The 17,890-nt window shown below is 44.7% G+C and carries 10 protein-coding genes and 1 pseudogene; 3 read left to right on the forward strand and 8 right to left on the reverse strand.

What is annotated here, in order from left to right:
- The first annotated feature begins 12 nt into the window (after positions 1 to 12).
- The 3 genes from NBH01_RS09100 (at position 13) to NBH01_RS09110 (ending at position 4,580) form a co-directional block, all read left to right on the forward strand.
- Positions 13 to 2,133, forward strand: a complete 2,121-nt coding sequence (locus tag NBH01_RS09100) for a cytochrome c biogenesis protein CcsA (protein WP_195382186.1) — start codon at positions 13 to 15, stop codon at positions 2,131 to 2,133.
- An 897-nt stretch (positions 2,134 to 3,030) separates the two neighbouring features.
- The gene (locus tag NBH01_RS09105) at positions 3,031 to 3,483 is read left to right on the forward strand and encodes a radical SAM-associated putative lipoprotein (RefSeq protein ID WP_055229456.1); all 453 of its coding nucleotides are present in this window, start codon (positions 3,031 to 3,033) and stop codon (positions 3,481 to 3,483) included.
- On the forward strand, positions 3,480 to 4,580 hold the full coding sequence (locus NBH01_RS09110) for a TIGR04133 family radical SAM/SPASM protein (protein WP_250700075.1): 1,101 nt from the start codon (positions 3,480 to 3,482) through the stop codon (positions 4,578 to 4,580). The genes NBH01_RS09105 and NBH01_RS09110 overlap by 4 nt, the downstream gene beginning before the upstream one ends.
- Positions 4,581 to 4,901: 321 nt before the next feature.
- Here the strand turns inward: NBH01_RS09110 and NBH01_RS09115 are convergent, their stop codons facing one another.
- The 8 genes and pseudogenes from NBH01_RS09115 to NBH01_RS09150 form a co-directional block, all read right to left on the reverse strand.
- Positions 4,902 to 6,632: an ABC transporter ATP-binding protein gene (locus NBH01_RS09115; protein WP_225679119.1), complete on the reverse strand. Its 1,731-nt coding sequence runs from the start codon at positions 6,630 to 6,632 to the stop codon at positions 4,902 to 4,904.
- Positions 6,629 to 8,449: an ABC transporter ATP-binding protein gene (locus tag NBH01_RS09120; protein WP_225679121.1), complete on the reverse strand. Its 1,821-nt coding sequence runs from the start codon at positions 8,447 to 8,449 to the stop codon at positions 6,629 to 6,631. Before NBH01_RS09120 ends, NBH01_RS09115 begins: the two co-directional genes overlap by 4 nt.
- 72 nt (positions 8,450 to 8,521) lie before the next feature.
- Positions 8,522 to 9,130 (reverse strand): TetR/AcrR family transcriptional regulator, encoded by a 609-nt coding sequence (locus NBH01_RS09125; protein WP_008763073.1) that lies wholly within the window; start codon positions 9,128 to 9,130, stop codon positions 8,522 to 8,524.
- Positions 9,131 to 9,318: 188 nt separating this feature from the next.
- Complete coding sequence (locus tag NBH01_RS09130; RefSeq protein WP_132059857.1) at positions 9,319 to 11,622, reverse strand: family 20 glycosylhydrolase; 2,304 nt, start codon at positions 11,620 to 11,622, stop codon at positions 9,319 to 9,321.
- A 177-nt stretch (positions 11,623 to 11,799) separates the two neighbouring features.
- Complete coding sequence (locus tag NBH01_RS09135) at positions 11,800 to 12,369, reverse strand: YdeI/OmpD-associated family protein (protein ID WP_074858777.1); 570 nt, start codon at positions 12,367 to 12,369, stop codon at positions 11,800 to 11,802.
- A gap of 280 nt (positions 12,370 to 12,649) precedes the next feature.
- Positions 12,650 to 14,989, reverse strand: coding sequence for a TonB-dependent receptor (locus tag NBH01_RS09140; RefSeq protein ID WP_132059859.1), 2,340 nt, complete (start codon positions 14,987 to 14,989; stop codon positions 12,650 to 12,652).
- A gap of 96 nt (positions 14,990 to 15,085) precedes the next feature.
- Complete coding sequence (locus tag NBH01_RS09145) at positions 15,086 to 15,403, reverse strand: DUF8478 family putative metalloprotein (RefSeq protein WP_490019301.1); 318 nt, start codon at positions 15,401 to 15,403, stop codon at positions 15,086 to 15,088.
- A 145-nt stretch (positions 15,404 to 15,548) separates the two neighbouring features.
- Positions 15,549 to 17,877, reverse strand: a pseudogene (locus NBH01_RS09150) (TonB-dependent receptor).
- Between the last annotated feature and the right edge of the window lie 13 nt (positions 17,878 to 17,890).

Here is a 17,890-nt window from a genome sequence, read left to right on the forward strand (position 1 = left end):
AAGATTGTACTGTTGAAAAGGCTACTTGTTATTTTATATGTCTGTCTGGTGGGATTGCTTGCTGTGACTACCTTCGTAGAGCAAGCGTATGGGACGGACTTTGTGGAAAGAAATATATATCATACGATCTGGTTTTGTTGTTTATGGGGAGCAATAGCCGTAATAACACTTGCCGCTCTCATCCGGCGTGCCTTATGGCGGCGGCTTCCCATATTGTTGTTGCATGGCTCCTTCCTCGTTATCCTGGTGGGGGCCATGATTACGTTTATCGGCAGCAAGAAGGGATATATACATCTGCGCCCCGGCGTAGCAATGAATAGTTTCGAGGAACCGGAAAGCGGAAAGAATATAAAACTGCCGTTTATCATGCGGCTGGACAGTTTCCGGGTAGTATATTATCCGGGGACGGAAGCGCCTGCCGATTATGTCAGTTATATCAGTCATTCCCTTCCCGTCTCACTATCTGACTCTCTCTCCGGACAAAAAGACACTTTCTTTCATGAACAAATTTCAATGAACCGCATATTTACTTCGCAAGGCTTTCGCTTCTATCAGTCGTCTTTCGACGATGACGGGCAGGGAAGTTGGCTGACGGTGAATTATGATCCATGGGGTACGAGGGTTACTTATGCAGGATATATTCTGCTGGGCATCTCCATGATCTGGCTTCTGTTCTCTCGAAGCGGCGAGTTCCGTCGCTTGTTGAATCATCCGTTACTGAAAAAAGGAGGAGTGTTCATCTTATTCCTTTTCTGCCTTGCCGGAACAGCGCAGGCGCAAAAGAGATCACTCCCTGCCCTCAAGCGGATACAAGCAGATAGCCTGGTACGCGAACAAGTGATTTACCACGACCGGGTAGTGCCTTTCAATACATTAGCCCGCGACTTTGTTCAGAAGCTGACAGGCAAATCGTCCTACAAAGGACTGACTCCCGAACAAGTAATCGGAGGCTGGTTACTCTATCCCGAAGTGTGGAGAAATGAATCGCTGATATACATAAAAAGTGCAGAACTACAACAGTTGCTTGGCCTGAAAACACCTTACGCACGCCTCACTGATTTATTCGACGGATCAGTTTACCGCTTACGGGAACACTGGCAACGGGAACAGGGACAAAGCAAACTGGCAAAAGCCATCCAAGAGACAGATGAGAAAGTAGGACTCATTCTCATGCTGGAGCAAGGGACATTCATTCAGCCATTACCTGCCGATGGCAGTGTGAAACCTCTCTCCGAGATACAAGTGAAAGCTGAATTGCTCTACAACAGTATTCCATTCAGCAAGATTCTCTTTATGGTTAATCTGGCTTTTGGACTGTTGTCTTTCCTGCTTCTACTTCACAACTGCCTGCGGAGCACAGCTCTTCCACCAAAAGTCAAAACAGTTTCACATATAGCAGGAGTCTCTTTTTCCGTGGTGCTTTATGCGGCTTTTCTATTTCATTTGGCTGGATATTGCCTCCGTTGGTATATCGGCGGACGCATTCCCCTAAGTAATGGTTATGAAACGATGCAATTCATGGCATTATGTATACTCCTGGTGGCCTGCCTGCTCCATCGTCGCTTCCCTTTCACACTTCCCTTCGGGTTCTTGCTTTCCGGCTTTGCCCTGTTAGTTTCTTATTTGGGACAAATGAATCCACAGATCACTCCTTTAATGCCGGTGCTCGTTTCTCCATGGCTTAGCATTCATGTTTCACTGATTATGATGTCTTATGCTCTATTGGCTTTCATCATGCTGAATGGAATACTGGCACTATGTCTGCGGAAAAAAGAAACAGAAAACCATATTACCGGGGGGGATGAAAGACAGGATAATCGGGTAGAACAATTGACACTGCTTAGCCGCCTGTTGCTTTATCCTGCCACATTCTTTCTGGGAGCAGGCATCTTTCTTGGTGCAGTCTGGGCAAATGTTTCATGGGGACGCTATTGGGCATGGGACCCGAAAGAAGTCTGGGCATTGATTACTTTCCTTGTATATGGTGTGGCATTCCATTCACAGAGTCTGCAGATTTTCCGCAAGCCTTTGTTCTTCCACATTTATATGATACTAGCATTCCTCACTGTTCTGATGACATATTTCGGAGTGAATTATGTTTTGGGTGGAATACATAGCTATGCAAATAGTTAACGTTCATTCCAAGAAACAAAATACAAATTGTCAAAAGTGACAATTTGTATTTTGTAATGCTCAGAGTTTCGCTAATTCCGCCCCTTCTCTACCCTCGGAATTTTTATCGGATTCTAGGCAATCAGCGATTTATCAATATCGAAGTTTTATAGCAATTATGATATCACTCTGCACCTTCATCTTTCTCGTTCCGGTTCTCTAAGCGAACAATTTAGCCAATAGTCTTCCCTTCTGCTCTAACTATTTCGTTCAAGTCTATGAACGAAATAGAAAGGGAAAAGACAAAAAACAGTCTATTTCCACCTTCTTTTCAGGATACTGACGCTATTTGCAGGGTATAGTTACGCTATTCGCAGGCTATAGTTACACTATACGCACCGTATACTTACACTATATGCACCGTATACTTACTCTATATCTTGTCTAACCTTACTCTTCACGCTAATAAGCCCCGTGCTGAAGCACTCTGAGAGCCGGGCCGGGAGTAGAAGAACTCCTTTCAGAGAGCAGGGAATCGCTATTTGAGGTTATTCTACAACATACAACGACAGGAAATTACCTTAAATCAAATCAAAAAGAAAGAATATCACAGAAAGTATTGCACTTTTTGCTATTACACATACCTTTTCCCAATATATGCGAAAAGGGGAGAATATCAATTCGCACATCCTGTGGATAAATACCTGTCCCCATTTAATACGGTTTTGTTTAATTACCCACAAAAGAATCAAGATGTTTTCTCCTTTATCCCATAAGATTGTATTTCCTGATACCCCATTATACAATCATCCCCAATCTCTAAAATCATCTCATTCAAAAAATAAAACGAACAATAGAGAACAACCGATTCAAAGATTAATTATCTTTGTCCCAACAAGAACTAAACGCGTTAATAACATGAGAAACAAATATCTACTAAGTCTGCTCGCCGCTTTAGGCTTTTCCGGATGTGGCAATAATAACGAAATCTGGGACGAACCTTGTTATTATGGTCCCGGTCCCGACTGGACTCCTGACATTATAATAAGCAGTCAAGTACAAAATGAAGAAAAAGAAAATATTAATGGTATTCGCGTAGTATCCAGTTATATGAATCAAGAAGATTCATTAATTACAGATACTGCCTATACCGAGTCACGTGAAATAGAGCATTATACGGTAGGCGGTATAGCAATCAATACATTTAAATTCGAAGAGTATCCTCCAAAAAAATCTGAAATGTACCTTGAGTATACAGATGTAGACGGCGAAAAGAATGGCGCATACCAGACAAAAAAGATTAGAATACAAGACCTTGGAAAAGAGGGAAAAGTCACTTTACTTAAAGAGGAGAAAAAAGAAGAAGAATGAAACGTATCATCCCCCTTACTCCCCGCCGATGGCTGGCTTTAGAAATATTTCGCCGGATGAAACACGAAAGAGTGGAAGAACATCCGCTCAGACAGCTTTTTGGGGAATGCACCTTACGATGTAATGTACGTTGCCGCCATTGTGGCAGTGACTGCAAGTCCTCTCCCGCTACTCCGGATATGCCTCTGCAGGATTTTCTAAAAGTACTGGACAGCATAGCAACACATACCAATCCGCACGATGTATTCGTCATTATCTCCGGTGGAGAGCCAACCGTACGTGAAGATTTGGAAACTTGCGGCAAAGAAATATCCCGACGGGGATACCCGTGGGGCATGGTATGCAACGGCCTGTGTCTCACACGCGAACGGCTTCACAACCTGATCCGCAGCGGTATGCGTAGTATATCCATCAGCCTTGACGGACTGAAGGATGTACACAACTGGATGCGACGACATCCCGAAAGTTTCGATTGTGCCGTAAATGCCATACGGGAAATCACAGCTATCCCTGAACTGACATTCGACGTCATTACCTGTGTCACCCGCCGTAGCCTGCCACAGTTGCCGGCTATGAAAGAGTTACTTATCAGTCTCGGAGTCAAACGATGGAGAGTATCTACCATCTTTCCGGTAGGACGAGCCGCCGAAGAACCGGAATTCCGTATGAACGGAGAAGAACTGAAACAAGTACTCGACTTCATCCGTGACACCCGAAAGGAAGGAATTATCCGTGCGAGTTACGGCTGCGAAGGTTTCCTGAGTAACTATGAAGGTGAAGTACGGAATACTCCTTTCTTCTGTAGTGCCGGAATATCAGTCGGCTCCGTTTTGATTGACGGTTCTATCAGTGCCTGTAGCAGCATCCGCTCCAACTACCATCAAGGAAATATCTATCAGGATGATTTTTGGGAAATATGGCAAACGAAATTCCAGCCTTATCGCGACCGTTCATGGATGAAAAAAGACGAGTGCGCCCGATGCAAATACTTCCGTTATTGTCAAGGCAATGGTATGCATTTGAGAGATAATGAAGGAAAACTACTGGTATGTCATCTGAACAGGTTGACAGGAAACTCTGCAAATGTTCCGGAATAAAAGATTCAGACCCACTATATATTGCTAGTAACCCGCCCAAGAATACCCATTTCAGGTGATTGCAGGAAATCGTCAAAGCCCCTATCTTTGCAATATCAGAATTGAATTAATTAGTCATAATTAAAAATTACGTAGCCACATTGAAAACATTGGAATCGGCCGAAGTGATTCTCCCGCATTCTCACATTTGGTTGTTAGTTTAAAAAAACCATATAATGTATTCAATATTACAGAATAAGTGTAAATAGCATAAATTCTAGTAAACAAAAGGCCCGGCTTGTGAAAGCCGGACCTTTTCGTTTTATCTCTGATGAGCCGTTTTTATAGTTTCCATCCCGATGTCTGTTCCTGTATATTCCAAAGTTTGGCGTACAGCACCGGCCGGCTCAAAAGTTCATCATGAGTGCCTTGTTCCGCAATTCGTCCTTCTTCCAGCACAATAATCCGGTCGGCATTTCGGATCGTTTTGAGGCGGTGAGCGATAACGATTACCGTCCGTCCCGCAATCAAGGTATTGATAGCCTGCTGCACTTCTACTTCATTCTCCGGATCGAGAGAGGCAGTAGCCTCATCCAGCAGCACGACCGGAGCTTCTTTCAGCATGGCACGGGCAATGGAGATCCGTTGTTTTTCTCCTCCCGAAAGAGTGCAGCCACCTTCTCCTACCATCGTATCGTATCCTTTGGGCAGACGCATGATGAATTCGTGACAACAAGCCTTTTTCGCTGCCGCTACGATCTCTTCATCCGTAGCATCTGTCCTGCCGAAACGGATATTATTCTTCAGCGTATCCTGAAACAGATAGACATCCTGAAAAACCATGGAACAATGTTTCATTAATGACTCCGGCTCCAGTTCTTTCATATCCATTCCGTTAAAACGAACCGAGCCTTTACGCGGATCATAGAAGCGTGCGCAAAGTTTCAGCATCGTACTCTTTCCGCTTCCGGAAGGACCGACCAAAGCAGTGAGCGTCCCTTTTCTAAGAGTCACGGAAATATCATGCAGTATTTCCTTTTCCTGATAACCGAAAGATACATGATCAAAAGTAATATCTCCGCTTTCGGGCACATCACGATCTCCCTTCATTTCCGGTTCGTTCATCAACGTAAGGATACGTCCTCCTGCGATGGAGAAGTAGCGAAACTCGGCAAAGTTAGTCAAGGCAGATGTCAGCGGATCGAAAACACGGGAACCGACCACCAGAAACATGACAAACGTGAGCAGTGAAAGTTCGCCTCCTATCAACAGGTACGTACCGCAAAGTATCATGAATGTCAATCCGGCACGAATCAATGTGACCGAGAATAAGATAAATGGACCGAGAAGCGCCTCCTGCCGGATACAGGCACGACGGAGATCACTAAAAGCCATTTTCAGGCGTTCGAACTTGCCTCCCAGCAAATTATATGCTTTCATCACCCGTATGCCTTGCAGATATTCTTCCAAGCGGTTTCCGGCATTAATCTTGGCTTCAATCTGTCGCACACTCAGCTTACGCTGGGCGATATTGCTAAGCAACAGGACAGCAACCGCAAGCGGTAAAGCTACGAACATGGCCACCGCCATGCGCCAGTCAATCCAAAGCAAGCCAAGGAAGGCAAAAACCGGCATTACCAACGCTCCCATCAATTGGGGCAAGTGATGGGATATTCCCGTTTCCGCCATGGTAAAGTCAGTGATCAGCATGGAAGAAAGATCCCCCGGATCTCTGCGGGACAGGAATCCCAAGGATAATTTACGCAGATGCTCGGCTAAATTAATACGCCCTTCGGCACTCATCTCATAAGCACCGCGAAAGTTGGCACGATAGGCGGCGCGTTCGGCAAAAGCCATCACCACCATATACACGACCAATATAGCAAAAATCATCCAAAGACGATTCGTATCCAGCGGTGTACCACTACCGTCAAACGTACGGAAAATCACATTTATGGCTTCGATAGAAAGACAGAACGGAACGATATTCACCAGATTGGCAAGCATCGTGTAACCGACAGGTTTACGCAGACGTTCGGTATGTCCTACCGTAATATTCTTGATTGCATTCATTTTGTTTCCTCCTTTTTGATAGTTAATTGCCAACGGAATGCGCTGGTATAGGCATCCCACATTCTTTTATATACACCGTCCGTTTTGCTCAGCACTTCGTGACGTCCGCTTTGTACGAGCTTGCCTTCTTTCAGGACAAGTATCTGTTCGGCTGAAATGATGGACGAAAGTCTGTGAGCAATAATGATGACCGTTTTATTTTTGATAAGTTGCTGAATGGCTTGCTGCATCTTATATTCGTTCTCCGGATCGGCAAAAGCAGTCGCCTCGTCAAGCACCAGAATCGGAGCATTTTTAAGAATGGCTCTTGCCACACAAACCCGTTGGGACTCACCGCCGGACAAATACACTCCTTTGTCACCGATCCGCGTATGATAGCCGTCCGGCAGACTCTCTATAAAATCGTGGCATTGAGCCGCACGGGCAGCTTCGATCACCTGTTCACGGGTAGCAGACGTATTACCGACCCGAATATTCTCATAGAGCGTATCAAAGAAGAGGAAGCTGTCCTGAAAAACAAAGGAAACGAGATTCATCAAATCCTCGGTCGCTATCTCTTTTATATTCATTCCGCCAATGCAGATCTCCCCTTCACTGACATCCCAAAAGCGCGGAATCAGGTTGGCTACCGTAGATTTTCCGGAACCTGACGGACCGACCAGCGCAGTAATCGCTCCCTGTGGCGCAGTAAAAGAGATGTCTTTCAGCACTTCGGTACGGGTAGTTTCCGCCTTGTTTTCGTAGGCAAACGATACGTGACGAAACTCGATATCATAGGAAGCGGGCAAATGCGAAACCGCAGTTTCGGGAAGTACCTGTTCATCAAATATGCGGTCGATTCGTTTCACTCCCTCATCAATCTCGTTCGTACTTGAACCGAGATACATCAGTTTATAGATAGGAGAAACCACGCCGGGCCCCATAATAATAAAGAAGAGATAAACTGCCGCCAGACCAATATTCTGCGGCTCTCTGCTCAGAAGCAACAGACCTACGGGCAAAATGAAAGTTATCAGCGAATTCAGCAAAACAGTAAAAGCAATCATACCGGGCTGGTAGGTGTCGCAGACTCTTAAAGCATAACTTTTATAGGCCTCTATCTCACTATTAAACTGGCGGAACGAGCGCACACTCTGACCAAATATCTTCACCACGGGCATTCCTCTCACATACTGGACAGCTGAAGCACTCATACGCTCCTGCGTATCATAATAGATTTTCGTAAACTCTTTGGCTTTTTTCCCAAAGAAATTCATAAACTGCAAACCGATACTACAAACGATGCAGACCACACAAATAGCCGCCATCCACCCGTTCAGGGAGAAGAAGATGATAAACATCAGCACAATGGTTGCCAGCACATTGACCAGATCGGGAATGGTGTGCGCCACAAAATTCTCTATCTTCTCCACATTCTGTTCCATAGTCTTCTTGATCGCTCCGGTGGAAGTACCGTTCAGGTATCCCAGCGAAAGGCGTCCGATATGCCCGGACAGACGAATGCGCAACCCGTAGAGAATACGGAACGCCGCTATATGCGATGCCATCAATGCTCCATACAGCAAAAGCAGTCCTGCCACCAGACCGACAAATGCCACCCATCCCCAGTGTATAAGCACACTGCTATCCAACTCGCTTATCTTGCTGCCATGCAACAAAAGCTCTTTCAGCACTTCATATACCGACCAATAAGGCACCAGCATACACAAGGCACTGACCGCCGAAAGTACCCCGGCAAGCATCAGTAAGCCTTTCTTCTCACCTGCTATCTCAAACAAGCGACTCACACCACTTTTCTTTTTCTGTTTTTCTTTCATACCTTTTCATTTATATATATCTGATTTTTAAAAAAGAACATTCCTCTGAATCGTTCAAAAAAAAGAAGGAGCTCATACATTCATGAGCTCCTTCCAACCTGCCGTTTCAAAGGCTATATATTCTGCTATAAATTTCTGCATTTCTTCTTTCTTCACGTGGTGCAGCACCAGTTCTTCGAGCAAGGCAAACAGCCACACCGTATTGAGATGAATAAAGAAATCGGTGATACCTATATTCAGGTGCGGGTACTTCCGCTTCATCCCCTGAAAAAAGACAAAAATAGTACGTGTCATCGCATCGGTATACTCCGAACGGAAGTTTTCCAGGGATGATCCCTGTGCCTGGAAAAGTAACATACGCAACCGGGCACGGTGTTCAGAAACCAAATCGATATATTCCTGCACGGATTCCTGCTGATAGTCCGAATTCGTAAAAACTTCTATGGACATCTGATTGGCATCATGGCTGTATATCTTGGCATACAAATCATTCAGCACGGGTTTCAGAATCGTGCGGAATATCTCATCCTTATTGGTGAAATAATGGTAGATATTGCTGACTGTAATCCCTGTTCGGGAAGCAATTTCGCGCATGGAAGCATCCTTATATCCTTTTTCGGAGAATACTTCTTCGGCTATGTGGAGGATTTTTTCCTGTATGTCTTCTTTCAAATATTGCATAGTGGCGTTTTATTCACTCTGCAAAGTTGAGAAGAACTTTTGATTTGGGAAATACCCATTTATAGGGATATTTCAACAAGAATTACCTACAGAATAAAAACAGCGGATAAAAGTATCCCTACTTCTACCCGCCTTCTATCAAACCTTATCTATATTAATACCTGATAAAAAATCTTCAGGGGATCTGTTTATTCATATTTCAGCCATTCTTTAGGAAGCACTTCTTTCTCACCCTTTTCATTGACTAATTCCATCTGCAAAACTCCGCCATTGCAATCGAAGTAGCGTACTTCTATCGGGTGCAGTCCGGCCTTCAAGGCCTTCTGTACTATAATCTCTACCGGCGAGTGTGCTCCGTCATTATCTCCCAGTAATTCACCGTCCAGTTTCAGCGTACTGCCGTCGTCCGAAAGAAGGGCAAATGTATAGATGCCATCGGCAGGTATTTCTAGGTAACCCTTGAGTATCAGGCCGATATCTCCTTTCACCTCTTCGGGGATAGAAACAGATTCTACGATATACTCACCATTCACGGGAGCCGCATCGATATCCGCACAAAGATTACCACAGAATTTATGCCATACCGCTTTCAGTCCGGAATTCAAAGAAGCCGGAGCAGCAGTTGCCTCCGCATAAGGAGCTTTGACGTATCGGGTACGTGCTACGTCCGATGGAGTACCGTCGGGACGGAAGGTGCGGAAAGTGAAATCTGTCGTTTCCGTCACTTTCAGATTTCCTTCATAAAGAGTGGATTGCTTAGTCGGCATACTTCCGTCAGTAGTATAACGAACTTCAATGCCCGGCAACGGACAAGTCAGATCAACCGAAGCCTCATCAAGGAAAGCATTCACTTTGTAGAATCCTTCCAGATCGGGTATCCGATAGTTCAATCCAAGGATATCCATCCGCTTGAAATGCGGAACAAGCTGACGATAGAACTCTTTCAGATCCGGTTTCGCCTCCGGCTGCACCCAAGCTATTTCACTCAACGCCACCATACGGGGAAGTATCAGATATTCGATACGCTTCATAGACGGAATCCATTCTGCCCAAAGATTAGCCTGCACGCCCCAAAAACATTCTTTCTGTTCGGGTGACAAGCGATCGTCTGCATACGGATCGTATGCCAATATCTTCTTCACGGAGTTTTTATCCTGCGCATAATCAAAATAGAAATATTCATTCGGGCAGGCAATCACTCTTTGTCCTTGCGAAGTGGCCATAGGCACCGCCTCTTTCGACCAGCTCCTCCACCAGGTAATAGCAGCATCCGAAGTCAGTCCGTCGGCAACAACTTCATCCCAGCCTATCAACTTCTTTCCATTGGCAAGGAAGAATTTCTCCATATCGCGCACGAACCACGCCTGCAAATCTTCTACCGATTTAAGTCCTTCCGTGCGGATTCGCTTCTGGCAACGGGGGCACTTTTTCCAGTTATTTTTCTCAACTTCGTCACCACCCATGTGTACATATTCATAAGGAAAGAGATCGAAAATCTCTTTAAAGACATCCTGGCAGAATTCCAGCGTCGTATCCTTTCCCGGACAAATAGGAGAAGAGAATGTTTCTCCCCAGCCGATCAGTCCGTCACAAGCGAGATCAGGGTATTGGGTAATAGCAGCCAGGAAATGCCCCGGCATATCTATTTCCGGAATCACATCGATTCCTCTCTGTGCAGCATAATCTACAATTTCTTTGATATCTTCATGCGTATAGTAACCACCATACAGAGTATCTCCTTCTACAATCCGTATTTTGTTTTCCGGAATCAGGAAGTCGGTATTGTCCTCTTCTACCGCACGCTCCATACAACCACGGTCGTGCTTGTTAAATTTCCGCCACGCTCCTTTTTCCGTCAGCAACGGATATTTCTCAATTTCAATCCGCCATCCCTGATCATCTGTCAGATGCCAGTGGAACTTATTCAGTTTATACAAGGACATCAGGTCCAGTATATGTTTCACTTCATCTTTATTCCAGAAGTGACGGGAAGCATCCAGCATAAAGCCACGCCATTCAAAGCGCGGTGAGTCCTCTATTTGCACGGCAGGAATGGAGAAAGTCTGTTTCGTTCCCTGCACTTCTATTCCGGCAGGCAGCAGTTGGTGGAGGCTGGCAATAGCGGAAACGATGCCCGAATAATCTCCGGCTTCAACCTGAACAGACTTGGGGGTAGCCTGAAGTTTGTAAGAACCGGGCTTTCCATTATCCTGCCCTAGCTGGAGATAGATATCCGCCTTATCGGCTTCGGTCACCTCTACAGAAGTAGACACTACATTCCGAAGAATATCCTGCAAATATCCGGCAGCCGGAAATAAGGACTGATCGGAAACACCGATTTTCATTCCATCCTTTAAGACGAAGGCACCCGGCTGTTCCGTCAGACTAACGGGGGTAGGTAAAATTGCGATCTCCTGCTTCACCGTAGGCGTGCAAGAGGACAAAATACATGCTGATGCAATCAGTAGAGAAGTACTTAGTTGTTTGAACATAAGGTTAACTGTTTAATAAGTTGATTACTTTGACTTTATTGACTATCTATATATAATACAACTCAAACAGGCAAACTACTAAAAGGGAAAGAAAAGTTTTTAGTAATTTACTACTAATGATGCTCCATCGCTTCCATCAGACTATAAGGGCATTCTTTCATAAAGATTCGAACAATCTCAATAATATTTTTCTATTCCGCCAAATCCGGTTATCATCTTATTCTCTTTCACTTTACAGATAAAGTTGTTTAATCGCTTTTCAAATTCTTCCGGTCGCTTCCTTGCTGCTTCAATGTATGCAATTCGGATACGCTTATATGCGTCGGAAAAATGCCGGTAGTTTTTCCATGCTATTTCATCTTCTTTCAATCTGTCCATTATATCATTGGGGAAAATAAAAGGGTCAGATAAAACAGTGCGTATTTTATCTTCAAATTCAGGGTGTATCATTTTATTTGCCAATAACCATTTAAGTCTTTCTTTGTTGGCTTGCGAGTATGTACTTTTAGGTTTTCTAGGCGTGAAACGCTGAATTCTATGTTCTTTATCAAGCGGTTTTATCGTACTGTCAATCCATTCGAAACAAAGGGCTTCTTCAACAGCATCGTTGTATGCAATACTTTTTTCACCTGACGATTTAAGAGGAAATACAAACCAAATTTCGTCTTCGGTTTCAAAGTTGTCCATCAGCCACTTTCTCCAGTCTTCCCGATTTTCAAAATACTTTATTTTATTTTCTGTTGCCATAATAGGTCATTCAAACTAATTATTTTACTGCCTTTACATTCGTAATAATGAAGCATTTCGTCCATCTTCTTTTTATCATAACCCGTAATGCAATCTGATAAGACTTTGAATTGCTTACTTACAATCGCCAAAAATACTAAAAATCGGTCAGGCAGACATGATTATCGTTGAAATCATCAATACCAAATCTGTCGCTTATTTATAAAACATCCGGGAAGCAATCGTTTTATCACATTCCCGGATGCATAAAATGTTCTGAAAATAACGGACCGATATCGTATCAATAACTGATCTTCACTCCGGCAAAGAAACTTCTCGGAAGCGAAGGACCGTAGATATAGTTGGAATCCCGGTTAGCTCCTCTGTCGAAATCTTTCTGATAGGCTTCAAAGATATTCTGGACACCTCCGCTAAGTTGTAAGTCTACCGTTTTATAGAGTTTGAAGTCATACGCTATCTTCACTCCCATATCGAAGAACCGGGGTGTACGGATGGCTTCCGCTTTTCGCTCGGGCATATCGCCCATTGCTGCGTTTTCTGCGCTGATGTCCATACGCTGCACAAGCATACTGCCGGTATATGTACCCGAGAGAGCGATGGACAACGGTTTGACGGGAGTATAAGTAGCCGTAAAATATCCGTAAGTATCGGGAGTACGGAAGATTTTTCTTTCTGCCGGCGCATCATCGTGCCATTTATGTGGTTCATCGTAACGGCTGCGCTGCAATGTCAGTCCTGCCTGTATTTGAAGCAAAGAAAGATAAGCAATCTTTCCTTCCAGAGTCAATCCCATTACTTTGGCTCCCGGACCATTGCTGCGTATTTTCACCAATACACCGTCACCACGGTCAAAGGGCTCTCCTAACACGAACACATCAGTCAGCCTCGTATAAAATCCTTCTACTAACAGATTAGTCTGAAAAGCACCAAAGCGGTGATACATATCTGCGGATGCACTAAAACTCTGCGATTTTTCCTCCTTCAAGTCCTTTGCACGCTCGATCATCACCACTGTTCCACCTACATTTTCGATATGCATATCTTCGTCAAATGCCTGTGGGGCGCGGAAGCCGGAAGAATAGCTCAAACGCAGATTGATATTATCCATAGGATTGAAACGCAGGTTAGCACGCGGGCTGAAAATAACATCATCCACCATATTGTGCTTATCCAGACGCCCGCCAATCAAAATTCCCCAGTGTTTGTTTTTCCATTCGTTCTGTAGAAAAGCACTGTAAACCTTGACCGTCTGGTCCGTATGGCGGTCGTATCCCCACATATTATCTTTCAGCCGGTCACGGTTATATTCAAGTCCCACCGTCAGGTCGGAAGGCATAAAAAGACATTTGTCGAATGTGTGCACATATTGCGCACCGCCCATAGCGGTGAGGTCGGTCGTCTTTCCGTATGCTTTCAGAGGATCGTTGCCGGGACCATAATAACTGTCACGATCCGTATTGGCTGCCGAGGCAAAAACACTTAAACGATTCTTTTCATTCGGTGAGAAATAATCGTATTTCAGACTTCCGCCATCTATGGAGTGTTGTAACTGCTCGGCAATATGGGCTTCGTGAGGAGGACGATCCAGCATATCTCCACCACGGCGGAATTCCTGCATATGATGGTATTCAAACGTTAGTTTGGAGTAAGTACTCGTTTTCAGATAAGAACGGAAACCGACCGTCTGATTCTTCAGTTTCGGAAGTTCCGTAAATCCGTCTCCGTCATAATCATATCCCGACCGATGACGGTTTTGCCCGAAGATATACAATCCGGCACGATGATCGTCCGTTACAAGGGAAGCATTCAGCGAGGTGTTGTTATCGAATGCGGAACTGCCACCAATGGAAGTGATCGTATGCGATAACTGACCGGAATTTCGCAGAGGCTCCTTCGTGATGATATTGATCGTTCCCGCAATGGCCGAAGAGCCGAACAATGCCGATCCACCCCCGCGCATGACTTCTACACGTTCGATCATGCTGGCAGGAATCTGCTCCAGCCCGTATACTCCGGAAAGGGCACTGAACACGGGACGGGAGTCGATGAGTATCTGTGTATAGGGGCCGTCCAGCCCATTGATCCGGACTTGCTGAAACCCACAATTCTGACAGTTAGTCTCTACACGGACACCAGGCTGAAAATTCAAGCCCTGTGATAATGTAGAAGAATTAGTGGTTTCAAACAGTTTCAAATCTACTACATTGACCAGAGTCGGTGCCAGACGTCGGGTCGTTTCACTACGGTTGGCAGAGACGACTACTCCGTCCAGAGCAATTGCATCTTCTTCCAGTTCAAAGTTCTCTTCCAGCGTTTTACCTTTTTTCAAGGTCACACTACGGGTAACCGTCTTATACCCTACCGAGCTGACTTCCATCATAAAGTTTCCTTCCGGCAGATTCTTCAGGAAGTAGTGTCCGGTAGCGTCGGTGACGGTCCCTATCGTGGTTCCCTTTAATGCTATGGTAATATAAGGCAGATGCTCACTTGTCTTTTTATCCAATACATGACCAATTATATTCGCATCGGATTTTTTCAATTCCGGATACTCCGGATGTTCAGCCAATGCAGGCAACAAGGCACAACATAGGCTGACCAGGACTAAAAGATATTTTTTCATTGTCGTTAGTCTTTTAATGTTTTAAATCAAAAATAATAAGGATGGGAAGCAACAGCAGTTTCCAAAGAAGACCTGCCTGCTTCTACGTGATGCAGACTAAACGACGGGAGGTGCTCTGAGAGAAATAACGCCCGGACAGGGACGACAATACCGCATACGCTGCGGAGAGGCGAGAAAAATACATAAAAGAGACAGGACAGAAGTCACAAACAAAGGTGTCAAACCATTATCTGTCACCAATGTATGGTCCAATATGTGAATCAGCTGAAACTCTACTGTCGTATGGCTATGTTCGCCACCTTTCTTAAAGGGATGTGAATGAACAATCGTAACCCCGTTTACCACATGGGAGTGAGTAAACAAAGTAATCCCTGCCATGTACGAAATAAACAGTACAGGCAAAAACCACTTCATTATATTCAGGTATATTTGTTTCATTCGTCAGTTTTTGTGCAGCGAAGATAAGGTTTATCTTCTGCGGCAAAGATAGGGATTGTCCGGTTCCGAAACAATCCCCATTTATAAGGATTTATAAGCTAAAAAGATTATTAAACCATTATTAATAGCTAATTTTCACTCCAGCAAAGAAACTTCTCGGCAGTGAAGGGCCATAAATATAGCCCGAATCACGGTCGGCTCCCTTATCAAAGTCATTCTGATAAGCATTGAAGATATTCTGTATTCCGGCATTCACCTGCAAGTTCATCGTCTTATAGAGTTTGAAGTCGTATGCCGCCTTCAGAGCGATATCGAAGAAGTCTTCCGTATTGACCGTAATCGGTTTGTCGAGGAATCCGGGAACAGGTTCGTGAGGTATCAGCATCGAACCCGTATAGGTACCGGAAAGGGCGATAGACAACGGTTTGACCGGAGTATAAGTAGCTGTAAAATAGCCGTAAGTATTCGGGGTACGCATCATCTTCTTTACTGCCGGAGCTTCTTTGTTCCACACGTGCGGTTCGCTGTAATGGCTCTGCTGCAAAGTAGCCCCAGCCTGGATCTGGAATTTATTCAGATAAGCCATCTTTCCTTCCAGTGTCAGTCCCATCACACGTGCTCCGGGAGCATTATAGCGTGTACGTGTCAGAATTCCGTCTTTTACTTCGCCATCAGTCAATGCAAAGACATCCGACAATTTAGTATAGAACCCTTCCACCAAAAAGTTAATCTGGAATGCACCGAAACGGTGGTAAATATCTGCTGAAGCACTTAAGCTCTGTGATCTTTCCTCTTTCAGATCCTTTGCAAGCTCAACCATTGCCACATTTCCACCTACGTTCTCCACATGCAAATCTTCATCAAAAGCCTGCGGTGCACGGAAACCGGAAGAATAGCTCAAACGCAGGTTAATATTTTGGGTAGGATTGAAACGCAGGTTAGCACGCGGACTGAATATAATATGATCAATCAGGTTATGCTTATCCAGACGACCGCCAAGCAAGAATCCCCAATGATCGTTCTTCCATTCATTTTGCAGGAAAGCGCTACCGATATTTACTTTTTGATCTACCGTGCGGTGATATCCCCACATATTGTCTTCCAGCTTATCCTGGTTGAATTCGATTCCGGCAGTCAGGTCCGAAGGCATAAAAATACATTTTCCGAAGCTGTAGACATATTGTGATCCTGCCATCCAAGTTCAGGTCGGTAGTGTTTCCGTAAGCATTCAGATCCTGCCCGCCACCATAATAGCTGTCACGATTGATGTGTTGTGCGGATGCAAACACATTAAAACGGTGCTTCTCGTTTGGTGAGAAATAGTCATATTTCAATCCACCGCCATTGATGGAATGTTCTGTCTGTTCGGCCACATTCGCTTCATGAGGCGGACGGTTCAGTAAGTCTCCTCCCCTGCGGAATTCTTCCATATGATGATATTCGAAAGTCAGTTTTGAATAAGTAGTCGTTTTCAGGAAGGAACGGAAACCGATTGTCTGGCCATGTATTTTCGGTATTTCAGAATATCCGTCTCCATCATGGTCGTATGCCGAACGGTGGCGGTTCTGACCAAAGATATATAAACCGGCACGCTGATCGTCCGTTACAAGAGAGGCATTCAAAGCAGTATTATTATCGAAAGCGTCTCCATCTCCAATACCGGTAATGGTATGAGACAACATTCCTGAATTGCGAATCGGCTCTTTAGTAATAATATTGATTGTACCGGCAATGGCAGACGACCCGAACAAAGCTGAACCGCCTCCACGCATTACTTCCACACGCTCTATCATGCTGGCAGGAATCTGCTCAATGCCATATACACCCGAAAGTGCACTGAAAATCGGACGGGAATCAAGCAAGATTTGTGTATAAGGACCATCCAAACCGTTAATACGTACTTGCTGGAAACCACAATTCTGACAGTTGGATTCTACGCGTACTCCCGGCTGAAAGCTCAATCCCTGTGCCAGAGTAGTGGAGTTGGTCGTTTCAAACATTTTCATATCGACTACATTCACCAAAGTAGGCGCTAAACGACGGGTGGTCTCGTTACGATTGGCGGAAACAACTACGCCGTCCAAGGCAACCGCATCTTCTTCTATTTCAAAATCTTCTTCCAGCGTACGGCCTTTCTTCAGTGTTACATTGCGTCTTACGGTTTTATAACCTACTGAGCTGACTTCAAGCACGAAGTTACCTTCGGGGAGGTTCTTCAAAAAGTAGTGTCCGGTAGCATCGGTCACAGTACCGATCGTTGTACCTTTCAATGCCACAGTAATATAAGGCAGGTGTTCTTTGGTGTTTTTATCAAGGATATGACCTACGATGTTTGCATCCGATTTACGTAAATCCGGATATTCGGGATGCTCATGGAGAGCAGCTTGTCCTTCGAGGGCAGGCAACAATGCACAGCACAAGCAGACAAGCGAAAAGATGTATTTCTTCATTTTTCGTTTGTTA

The organism is Bacteroides sp. B1-V-101 (assembly GCF_023656585.1).
GTDB classification, from domain to species: Bacteria; Bacteroidota; Bacteroidia; order Bacteroidales; family Bacteroidaceae; genus Bacteroides; species Bacteroides thetaiotaomicron.

Excerpts from the sequence above, each read along its gene's own strand:
- NBH01_RS09105 (WP_055229456.1), top strand. The coding sequence starts at position 3,031 with ATGAGAAACAAATATCTACTAAGTCTGCTCGCCGCTTTAGGCTTTTCC.
- NBH01_RS09110 (WP_250700075.1), top strand. The coding sequence starts at position 3,480 with ATGAAACGTATCATCCCCCTTACTCCCCGCCGATGGCTGGCTTTAGAA.
- NBH01_RS09115 (WP_225679119.1), bottom strand. The coding sequence starts at position 6,632 with ATGAATGCAATCAAGAATATTACGGTAGGACATACCGAACGTCTGCGT.
- NBH01_RS09120 (WP_225679121.1), bottom strand. The coding sequence starts at position 8,449 with ATGAAAGAAAAACAGAAAAAGAAAAGTGGTGTGAGTCGCTTGTTTGAG.
- NBH01_RS09125 (WP_008763073.1), bottom strand. The coding sequence starts at position 9,130 with ATGCAATATTTGAAAGAAGACATACAGGAAAAAATCCTCCACATAGCC.
- NBH01_RS09130 (WP_132059857.1), bottom strand. The coding sequence starts at position 11,622 with ATGTTCAAACAACTAAGTACTTCTCTACTGATTGCATCAGCATGTATT.
- NBH01_RS09135 (WP_074858777.1), bottom strand. The coding sequence starts at position 12,369 with ATGGCAACAGAAAATAAAATAAAGTATTTTGAAAATCGGGAAGACTGG.
- NBH01_RS09140 (WP_132059859.1), bottom strand. The coding sequence starts at position 14,989 with ATGAAAAAATATCTTTTAGTCCTGGTCAGCCTATGTTGTGCCTTGTTG.
- NBH01_RS09145 (WP_490019301.1), bottom strand. The coding sequence starts at position 15,403 with ATGAAGTGGTTTTTGCCTGTACTGTTTATTTCGTACATGGCAGGGATT.